Genomic DNA, 9,186 nt, shown 5'->3' with positions numbered 1-9,186 from the left:
AGGAACTCGTCACCCGGCTTCTGCGAGTCGGACTCGACACGGACGACGAGCCCGGAGTCGCCGAGGACGACCCGGTCCCCGGCGCGCGGGCCGTGGACACTCGCGTACTCGTGCGGATCGATGCCGGTCACTTGTCCTCCTCCGTAACAGTCTGTCCCTGATCCCCAGGGGCGCCCAGGTAGCCGCAGGCGGCTGCCCTGCGCAGGGCCTCCTCCTTCGCGCCGGGCGCGTCCAGCGGGCCGTCGACCAGGCCCGCGAAGCCGATGGCGATGCGCTCCCCGCCGATGGGCACGAGGCCGACCTCGGCCTCGCCACCCGGGTCGAAGCGGACGGACGAGCCAGCCGGAACGCACAGGCGCATGCCGTAGGACGCGGCCCGGTCGAAGTCGAGCCGCGGGTTGGCCTCGAAGAAGTGGAAGTGCGAGGTGACGCTGACAGGGACAGCCGCCGTGTTGCGTACGGTCAGCCGCACCGCGGGCTCCGGCTCGGGGTCCGCGGGGCCCGGCACGACGGCGCCGGGCGCCTGATCGCCGAGTCCGCCGCCCCCGATGGGGTCGGAGACGACCGCGAGCCGCGAGCCGTCGTCGAAGACGGCCTCCACGTGCACCTCGGTGACGACGTCGGTGACGCCCGGAAGGACGTCGTCGGGGCCGAGGACGGAGCGGGCCGCCTCGATGGCCTCGGCGAGCCTGCGCCCGTCCCGGGCCGCCTCGCAGACGGTGTCGGCGATCAGAGCGGTCGCCTCGGGGACATTGAGCTTGAGCCCGCGGGCGCGCCGCGCCCTGGCCAGTTCGGCGGCGCCGAACAGCAGCAGCCGGTCGCGCTCGGTCGGGGTCAGTCGCACGTCACCACGCCTCCCAGTAGGTCCACCACGGCTTCCCCGGGGGTACACCGCTCCGGAATCTCCGAATCCGATTCCAGATGTTTGAACGCCACTCTAACGCTCACTTTCCTTGAAGGAAAGCATTGACGGCAGCGCCGTGCTGGGTTCACATAGAGCAGCACTCAAATTCACTCCGGCGAGCAGGGAGAGCCCGATGCCGATTGAACAGCGCGGGGTAGACACCATCCCCGAGGCGGAACGGACCAGCGGTCCTCGCGATCTCATCGCGATCCTGCTCGGGTCCAACCTCTGCCTTGGCGTGATCGTCTTCGGGTGGCTGCCCGTATCCTTCGGCCTCGGCCTATGGGGCGCCGTCACCTCGGTGATCGCGGGCACGATCGCCGGCGTCGTCGTCACGGCACCGCTCGCGCTCGTATCGCTGCGCACGGCGACCAATCTCTCGACGTCCAGCGGAGCCTTCTTCGGCGTACGCGGACGGCTCGTCGGTTCCATCGTCGGCCTCCTGCTGTCACTCGGCTACACCGCGCTGACCCTGTGGATCGGCGGCGATGTGATGGTCGGCACGCTGGCGAGGATGGTCGGCCTGCCGACCGGCGGCGCGACCCACGCACTGGTCTACGCCCTGCTGGCCGCGCTCACCGTGATCGGCGCGGTCTTCGGCTACCGGCTGCTGCTGCGGATGAGCAAGCTGCTGGCCATCGGCATGATCGTGCTGCTCGCGATAGGCCTGGTGGCGTACGCCCCCGACTTCACCACCGCCGCCCCGCCCGACACCCCTTATCTGCTCGGCTCCTTCTGGCCGACCTGGGCGCTGTCCGCGGTGGCCGCCGGGCTCAGCGGCCCCATCGCCTTCATCACCCTGCTGGGCGACTACACCCGCTACATCTCGCCGCGGCGCCACAACCCCCGCCGAGTGCTGTGGGCCACGGTGCTGGGCCTGTTCGCCGGTCTGCTGATCCCCCAGCTCTTCGGCACGTTCACGTCGCTCGCCGCCCGTGCCTCGCTCGACTACGCCGGCCCGCTGGTCGCCTCCTCCCCCGGCTGGTACCTGATACCGCTGCTGGTCGCGGCCGCCGCCGGTTCGGTCGGCAACGCCGGACTGATGCTCTACTCCATGGGCCTGGACCTCGACGCGATCGTCCCCAGGGCCAGCCGCACCCAGTCCACGGTGATCGTCGCGGTCGTCGCCACCGGCTTCGTCTTCCTCGGCCACTTCGCCTGGGACGCCCGCTCGGCGATGACCTCGTTCGTCCTGCTGCTCACCGCGATCGGCGCCCCGTGGGCCGTCGTCACCCTCATCGGTCACCGGCGATGTCGCGGCGCGTACGACGCCGAGGCGCTGCAGGTCTACAACCGGCGCTCCCGGGGCGGCGCCTACTGGTTCGCGGCGGGCTGGGAGCCGCGCGCCACGGCCGCCTGGGTGCTCGGCGCCGCGGTCGGCCTGGCCGCCGTCTCGACCCCGTTCTACGAGGGTCCGCTGCTCGCCCTGACGAACGGTGTGGACTGCAGCTTCATCCTGTCGGGCCTGGTGGGCGGCGTGGTGTACGCCGCGCTGACGGTGGGCAGCACCCGTGTCGTTCCCGAGGCGGCCACGGCGGACTCCGGCGCCGGGCAGGAACGGGAAGCGGCCGTGGCTTCCTGACCTGCCTGCCACGCCCAGGCGCAACGAAGAACCGCGCGGGACCCCTTCTCGGGTCCCGCGCGGTTTCTTCGTTCTGCCTGAGCGTTCTGCCTGGGCGTTCTGCCTGAGCGTGTGCTGTCGGCCGGGGTCAGCCGAGCTCGTGCATCCAGCCGTGGGTGTCCTCGACGATGCCCCGCTGGATGTCCAGCAGCGCCTTGCGGAGCTTCATCGTCACCTCGCCGGGCTGCCCGTCGGCCTGGGTCCACTCACCACCGGCCGACTTGACCGAGCCGATGGGGGTGATGACGGCGGCGGTGCCGCAGGCGAACACCTCGGTGAGCGTCCCGTTCTCGGTGTCGCGCTTCCACTGCTCGGTGGAGATGCGCCCTTCCTCGGCCGTGTAGCCGAGGTCGCCCGCGACCTTGAGGAGCGAGTCACGGGTGATGCCAGCGAGGAGCGAGCCGGTGAGCTCCGGGGTGACGATCTTGTCGCCGTACACGAAGTACAGGTTCATGCCGCCCATTTCCTCGACCCACTTGTGCTCCAGCGCGTCCAGCCAGACCACCTGGTCGCAGCCCTTCGCGGCCGCCTCGGCCGCCGCGAGCAGCGAGGCCGCGTAGTTTCCGCCGGTCTTGGCGAAGCCCATGCCGCCGGGGACGGCGCGGACGTAGTTCTCCGAGAGCCACACGGAGACCGGCTTGACGCCGCCCGGGAAGAACGGCCCGGACGGGGAGGCGATGACGATGAAGAGGTACTCGTTGGCCGGCCGCACACCGAGGCCGCTCTCCATCGCGATCATGAAGGGCCGCAGGTAGAGGGACGCTTCGCCGCCGTGCGGCGGGACCCACGCCTTGTCCTGCTGGACCAGGGCGTCGCAGGCCGCGATGAACGTCTCGACGGGGAGCTCCGGCATGGCCAGGCGCCGGGCGGAGATCTGGAAGCGCTCGGCGTTGGCGTCGGGCCGGAAGGTGGCGACCGAGCCGTCGGGCCTGCGGTAGGCCTTCAGCCCCTCGAAGATCTCCTGTGCGTAGTGCAGCGTCATGTTGGCCGGGTCGATCGACAGCGGCGCGTACGGCGTGAGCTGCGCGTCGTGCCAGCCCCGTCCTTCGGTCCACCTGATCGTCACCATGTGATCGGTGAAGTGGCGGCCGAATCCGGGGTTCACCATGATCGCCTCGCGCTCCGCGTCGGACAGCGGGTTCGAGGAGGGCTTGAGCTCGATCGTGGGCGTCGTCATGTCTGCGTGTCCTTCACCGTGTGTTTGTGATGGACCGCTTTCACGCCCGCACGTCCGAATACGGCTGTACTAGGACGTCCGAGCTTCCCCGCATGACGCGGCCCCACGTTCGATTATCGCAGTGCGTGGGGACCAGCAGAACAGGGTGAGCGCGGCCCATGGCTTGATGGTGGCACCCGGGGGCCGCAGAGGAGAAGCCGCCGGGTGCGATTGCGACCCGGCGGCTTCGAGGTTTCGAGAGTCGACGGGTCAGCCCGCTACTCGTACGGCGAGCGCGTCGCCGATCTGGTCGGTGGTACGGGCGGTGCCGTCCCGCTCCGCCAGGTCGGCGGCGACGGCGTCCTCGATGCGGGCGGCCTCGGCGTCGTGGCCGAGGTGACGCAGGAGGAGGGCGACGGACAGGACCGTGGCCGTGGGGTCGGCCTTGCCCTGGCCCGCGATGTCGGGCGCGGAACCGTGGACGGGCTCGAACATCGACGGGAAGGTCCGGTCCGGGTTGATGTTCGCGGACGCGGCCAGGCCGATACCGCCGGTCACGGCAGCGGCGAGGTCGGTCAGGATGTCGCCGAAGAGGTTGTCGGTGACGATGACGTCGAAGCGCTCCGGCTGGGTGACGAAGAAGATCGTCGCGGCGTCGACGTGCAGGTAGTCGGTGGTGACCTCGGGGTACTCCTGGCCGACCTTGTCGAAGATGTTCTTCCACATGTGGCCCGCGTACACGAGGACGTTGTTCTTGTGAACCAGCGTCAGCTTCTTGCGGGGGCGGGCGTCGGCCCGCGCGAACGCGTCACGCACGACGCGCTCGACGCCGTACGCCGTGTTGACGCTGACCTCGGTGGCGACCTCGGCCGGCGTACCGGTGCGCAGCGAACCGCCGTTGCCCGTGTACGGACCCTCGGTGCCCTCGCGCACGACGACGAAGTCGATGTCGGGGCGGCCGGCCAGCGGGGTGGCCGTGTTGGGGAACAGCTTCGAGGGCCGCAGGTTGACGTAGTGGTCGAAGGCGAACCGCAGCTTCAGCAGCAGCCCGCGCTCCAGGACGCCGGACGGCACGGACGGGTCGCCGATCGCGCCGAGCAGGATCGCGTCGTGGTTCTTGAGGGAGTCGAGCTCCGCGTCCGGGAGGGTCTCTCCGGTGCGGTGCCAGCGCTTCGCGCCGAGGTCGTACTCCTTGGTCTCCAGCTTCACATCCTCAGGAAGGACGGCCGTGAGGACCTTCAGGCCCTGGGCCACGACCTCCTGGCCGATGCCGTCACCGGGGATCACTGCGAGATTGATGCTGCGAGACATATCCGCACCGTACTCCCCGTCCCAGCGCCTGACACGCCTCCGTCCACCATGCGGACGCACTTCTCACTCTCGGTTTCGTTGAATTTCGTTCATCCGGAGTCTGGCGGGGAGACGTAAGTTACTGGCAAGTTACCGCGCATGACCGAAGACACCCCACGGGTCGGGATACCCGACCAGCTCGCATGTGGCATGAGCATGCCAGAGCAGCACGAGTATCTGCGGGCCCGGCACGCCCGCCCCAGGATCTCCCGGCGCGGCGCGCTGACCGGCGGCATCGCGGGCGCGGCGGCCGCCGGAAGCGGGCTGCTGGCGGGCCCGGCGAGCGCCGCCACCGCCTCCCCCGCCCTGGTGACGACGGCCGCCACGGCGAAGGTCGACGGTTCGCTCGTCGCGCCCTTCGGTCGCCATCTGGCCTTCGGCGCCGATCCGAAGACGCAGATGCGGATCTCCTGGCAGGTGCCGTTCGCGGTGAAGCGCCCGTACGTGCGCGTCGGGCTGAAGCCGTGGGACCTGAGCCGCAAGATCGAGGCCGAGGTGCGTCCGCTCCACACGCCGTCGCTGACGCGGAAGCTGCCCGCCGTCGACCAGTACTACCTGCACGTGGGCCTCGACGGCCTCAGGCCCGGCACGACGTACTACTACGGCGTCGGCCACGACGGCTTCGACCCGGCGGACGCCTCGCGCCTCGCGACGATCAGTTCGTTCCGCACCGCGCCTGCGGCGCCCGAGAAGTTCGTCTTCACGGCCTTCGGCGACCAGGGCGTGAGCTACGACGCCCTCGCCAACGACCAGGTGATCCTCGGCCAGAACCCGGCCTTCCATCTGCACGCGGGCGACATCTGCTACGCCGACAGCAGCGGGCACGGCAAGGAGTCGGACACGTACGACGCGCGCGTATGGGACCAGTTCCTGGCGCAGACCGAGAGCGTCGCCTCACGAGTGCCGTGGATGGTCACCACCGGCAACCACGACATGGAGGCGTGGTACTCGCCGAACGGCTACGGCGGCCAGTCCGCGCGCTGGTCGCTCCCCGGCAACGGCCCGGACCCGTCGAACGCGCCGGGCGTGTACTCGTTCGTGTACGGGAACGTGGGTGTCGTCGCGCTGGACGCCAACGACGTGTCGTACGAGATACCCGCCAACAAGGGGTACACGAACGGCGCACAGACGGCGTGGCTGGACAAGCGGCTGGGCGAGCTGCGCGCGCGGCCGGAGATCGACTTCGTGGTGGTCTTCTTCCACCACTGCATGTACTCGACGTCGACACACGCCTCGGACGGCGGCCCGCGCGACGCGTGGCTGCCGCTGTTCACCAAGCACCAGGTGGATCTGGTGATCAACGGGCACAACCATGTGTACGAGCGGACCGACGCCATCAAGGGCGGCGAGGTCGGCAAGCCCGTGCCGGTGGGCGCGAGCACCGACCCGACACGGGACGGCATCGTGTACGTCACGGCGGGCGGCGCCGGGGCCGATCTGTACGGCTTCGGGCTCGGGGTGAAGGACAGCTACGAGGGCAACGTCCACGACCACGACCACATCGTGACCTTCCACTGGACGAAGCTGCGGCTGCCCGACCCGGACATGGTCGAGTGGTCGCGCGTGCGGTACACCGGCTTCTCGTTCCTCGCGGTGGAGGCGGAGACCGGTACGGCCACCACGGCCGCGAAGCTGAAGGTCTCCGCGCTCGCCGAGAGCGGCAAGCGCATCGACTACTTCGAGGTCGTGCGCACGTCCTGAGGCGTCCTGAGATCGTGCGTAGGTCCTAGTGACCCGTTTCGCCGCCGTTGTCCCTGCGGTCGAGGGCGCGCTGCAGGGCAGCGGCGGCGTTCTTCCGGTCGGACTCGCTGGTGCGGGGCGTGTGGCGGACGCGGCGGCGGACGGTCGTCTCGGACATGGGGATCGACTCCTTGAGATCGCAATGATCGAAGGCGCCGGAAGGGGCGGGGAGCACGGGCCGCAGGGGTTGCCTGCCTCGGGCACCGGCTCACGACCGCCATTCGCTGGATCAAGCGAGACGTTCGGCTCCTACAAAGCTACGGGAGCCCGGCCTCGCTGTCTCCACAATTACTCGGACTTCCTAGTATCTGAGACGCGATCAAGCATCCGCCCTGGTCGGAGCGCCGGTCACCCCCGCCGCACGGGGTGCTCGGCCGTCGCCTCCTTCAGCTGCCGGGCGACCCGTCCCACCCAGTCGGTGAACTCCTCGCGGTGGTGCGTCTCACCCCCGCACAACGCCGCGACCTGCGGATCCGTGACCCTGTTCGGTCCCTCCATGGTCAGCAGCGCGTGCATCTCGCTCATCATCGCCGCCATCCGCTGCGCGTCGAGGTGGTCGATCGCGTCGACCCCGTGGCCGGCGTTGAGCGTCGTCGAACCAGGCATGCCGTGCCTCCTCACCGAACCCCCCGGTGAAACCTCTCCCAGCAGCGTAAGCCCGCCCGACGTGAGCCGCCCCCGGCCGGCAGGGGGGTTGCCGGCGGGGGGCGGAGTTCACGGGGCCAGGCGGAACGTCAGCCCATGTGCGGGTAGCCGTACTCGGTCGGCGGGACCAGCGTCTCCTTGATCGCGCGGGTCAGCGTCCAGCGCATCAGGTTCTGCGGGGCGCCCGCCTTGTCGTTCGTACCGGACGCGCGGCCGCCGCCGAAGGGCTGCTGGCCGACGACGGCGCCGGTCGACTTGTCGTTGATGTAGAAGTTGCCCGCGGCGTAGCGGAGCTTCTCCATCGCGTCGGCCGCGGCGGCACGGTCACCGGCGATGATCGAGCCGGTCAGCGCGTACGCCGACACCGACTCCATCTGCGCCAGCATCTCGTCGTACTTCTCGTCCTCGTAGACGTGCACGGCGAGGATCGGGCCGAAGTACTCGGTCGTGAAGACCTCGTTCTCGGGGTCGTCGCACACGATCACCGTCGGGCGGACGAAGTAGCCGACCGAGTCGTCGTACGTGCCGCCGGCGACGATCGTGCAGGTCGGGTCGGCCTTCGCACGGTCGATCGCGGCCTTGTTCTTGGCGAAGGAACGCTCGTCGATGACGGCGCCGATGAAGTTCGTCAGATCGGTGACGTCACCCATCTTGATGCCGTCGACCTCGGCAGCGAACTCCTCCTTGAAGCCCGAGTTCCAGAGGGAGGCCGGGACGTACGCACGCGAGGACGCGGAGCACTTCTGGCCCTGGAACTCGAAGGAGCCGCGGGTGAGCGCGGTCTTCAGGACGGCGCGGTCGGCACTCGGGTGGGCGACGACGAAGTCCTTGCCGCCGGTCTCGCCGACGATGCGCGGGTAGGAGCGGTACTTCTCGATGTTGTTGCCGACCGTCTTCCACAGGTGCTGGAAGGTCCTGGTCGAGCCGGTGAAGTGGATACCGGCCAGCATCGGGTGGTTCAGGGCCACGTCGGAGACGGCGATGCCGTCGCCCGTCACCAGGTTGATGACGCCCTTGGGCAGGCCCGCCTCCTCCAGGAGCTGCATCAGCAGCACGGCGGCGTGGGTCTGCGTCGGGGACGGCTTCCAGATCACCACGTTGCCCATGAGGGCGGGGGCGGTGGGCAGGTTGCCGGCGATCGCGGTGAAGTTGAAGGGCGTGATCGCGTAGACGAAGCCCTCCAGCGGGCGGTGGTCGAGGCGGTTCCACACACCCGGGGAGTTCGCCACGGGCTGCTCGGCGAGCAGGTCACGGGCGTACTTGACGTTGAAGCGCCAGAAGTCGACGAGCTCGCACGGGGTGTCGATCTCGGCCTGCTGGGCGGTCTTCGACTGGCCGAGCATGGTGGAGGCGGCCAGCGTCTCGCGCCAGGGGCCCGCCAGCAGCTCGGCGGCGCGCAGGATGATCGCCGCGCGGTCGTCGAAGGACATCGCGCGCCACGCCGGGGCCGCGGCCAGCGCGGCGTCGATCGCGTCCTGGGCGTCCTCCCGGGTGGCGCCGGCGAAGGTGCCGATGACGGCCCGGTGGTTGTGCGGCTGTACGACGTCGACGCGCTCGCCGCCGCCCATCCGCTTCTCACCGTTGATCGTCATCGGGAGGTCGATGGGGTTGTCGGCCAGCTCCTTGAGCTTGGCCTCCAGCCGGGCGCGCTCGGCGGAACCGGGGGCGTAGCCGTGGACCGGCTCGTTGACGGGGGCGGGGACCTGGGTCACAGCGTCCATGAGCTACCTCTTCCGAGTGAATCCCTGGCTTCAGTTCGGGAGAGCTGAA

9 protein-coding genes are annotated in these 9,186 nt (G+C 69.7%); 2 read left to right on the top strand and 7 right to left on the bottom strand.

Features of this window, described 5'->3' with window-relative positions:
• Together ABT342_RS24915 and ureA are read right to left on the bottom strand one after the other, a co-directional pair.
• Positions 1–131 (bottom strand): hypothetical protein (locus ABT342_RS24915; RefSeq protein ID WP_351577939.1); only part of this gene is annotated, 131 nt, incomplete at its 3' end.
• Complete coding sequence (gene ureA / locus ABT342_RS24910; RefSeq protein ID WP_351577929.1) at positions 128–844, bottom strand: urease subunit gamma; 717 nt, start codon at positions 842–844, stop codon at positions 128–130. The genes ureA and ABT342_RS24915, both read right to left, overlap by 4 nt.
• Positions 845–1,037: 193 nt before the next feature.
• Between ureA and ABT342_RS24905 the strand changes: the two genes are divergently transcribed.
• Positions 1,038–2,486 carry a cytosine permease gene (locus tag ABT342_RS24905; RefSeq protein ID WP_351577927.1) on the top strand — a complete coding sequence of 483 codons (1,449 nt, stop codon included), beginning with the start codon at positions 1,038–1,040 and terminating at the stop codon, positions 2,484–2,486.
• Between the two features lie 127 nt (positions 2,487–2,613).
• Here the strand turns inward: ABT342_RS24905 and ABT342_RS24900 are convergent, their stop codons facing one another.
• Together ABT342_RS24900 and ABT342_RS24895 are read right to left on the bottom strand one after the other, a co-directional pair.
• Entirely contained in the window at positions 2,614–3,702 is a 1,089-nt protein-coding gene (locus ABT342_RS24900) for a branched-chain amino acid aminotransferase (protein WP_351577925.1), read from the bottom strand.
• Between the two features lie 249 nt (positions 3,703–3,951).
• Positions 3,952–4,992 carry a 3-isopropylmalate dehydrogenase gene (locus tag ABT342_RS24895; protein WP_351577923.1) on the bottom strand — a complete coding sequence of 347 codons (1,041 nt, stop codon included), beginning with the start codon at positions 4,990–4,992 and terminating at the stop codon, positions 3,952–3,954.
• A gap of 138 nt (positions 4,993–5,130) precedes the next feature.
• Between ABT342_RS24895 and ABT342_RS24890 the strand changes: the two genes are divergently transcribed.
• Positions 5,131–6,732 carry a purple acid phosphatase family protein gene (locus ABT342_RS24890; RefSeq protein ID WP_351577921.1) on the top strand — a complete coding sequence of 534 codons (1,602 nt, stop codon included), beginning with the start codon at positions 5,131–5,133 and terminating at the stop codon, positions 6,730–6,732.
• Between the two features lie 25 nt (positions 6,733–6,757).
• On the opposite strand, the gene ABT342_RS24885 is transcribed toward ABT342_RS24890, so the two are convergent.
• The 3 genes from ABT342_RS24885 to pruA all read right to left on the bottom strand — a co-directional run bounded on the left by ABT342_RS24885 (position 6,758) and on the right by pruA (position 9,137).
• Positions 6,758–6,889 (bottom strand): hypothetical protein, encoded by a 132-nt coding sequence (locus tag ABT342_RS24885; RefSeq protein ID WP_351577919.1) that lies wholly within the window; start codon positions 6,887–6,889, stop codon positions 6,758–6,760.
• 230 nt (positions 6,890–7,119) lie between these two features.
• On the bottom strand, positions 7,120–7,377 hold the full coding sequence (locus ABT342_RS24880) for a hypothetical protein (RefSeq protein ID WP_351577917.1): 258 nt from the start codon (positions 7,375–7,377) through the stop codon (positions 7,120–7,122).
• A 128-nt stretch (positions 7,378–7,505) separates the two neighbouring features.
• Positions 7,506–9,137, bottom strand: a complete 1,632-nt coding sequence (pruA, locus tag ABT342_RS24875) for an L-glutamate gamma-semialdehyde dehydrogenase (protein WP_351577915.1) — start codon at positions 9,135–9,137, stop codon at positions 7,506–7,508.
• Between the last annotated feature and the right edge of the window lie 49 nt (positions 9,138–9,186).

Source organism: Streptomyces sp. NPDC000410, assembly GCF_040300305.1.
Taxonomy (GTDB): Bacteria; Actinomycetota; Actinomycetes; order Streptomycetales; family Streptomycetaceae; genus Streptomyces.
This window is presented reverse-complemented; position numbering and strand designations above follow the sequence as displayed.

Bases quoted from the DNA above. Each gene is read 5' to 3' on its own strand.
- ABT342_RS24905 (WP_351577927.1), top strand. From the start codon at position 1,038: ATGCCGATTGAACAGCGCGGGGTAGACACCATCCCCGAGGCGGAACGG.
- ABT342_RS24900 (WP_351577925.1), bottom strand. From the start codon at position 3,702: ATGACGACGCCCACGATCGAGCTCAAGCCCTCCTCGAACCCGCTGTCC.
- ABT342_RS24895 (WP_351577923.1), bottom strand. From the start codon at position 4,992: ATGTCTCGCAGCATCAATCTCGCAGTGATCCCCGGTGACGGCATCGGC.
- ABT342_RS24890 (WP_351577921.1), top strand. From the start codon at position 5,131: ATGACCGAAGACACCCCACGGGTCGGGATACCCGACCAGCTCGCATGT.
- ABT342_RS24885 (WP_351577919.1), bottom strand. From the start codon at position 6,889: ATGTCCGAGACGACCGTCCGCCGCCGCGTCCGCCACACGCCCCGCACC.
- ABT342_RS24880 (WP_351577917.1), bottom strand. From the start codon at position 7,377: ATGCCTGGTTCGACGACGCTCAACGCCGGCCACGGGGTCGACGCGATC.
- pruA (WP_351577915.1), bottom strand. From the start codon at position 9,137: ATGGACGCTGTGACCCAGGTCCCCGCCCCCGTCAACGAGCCGGTCCAC.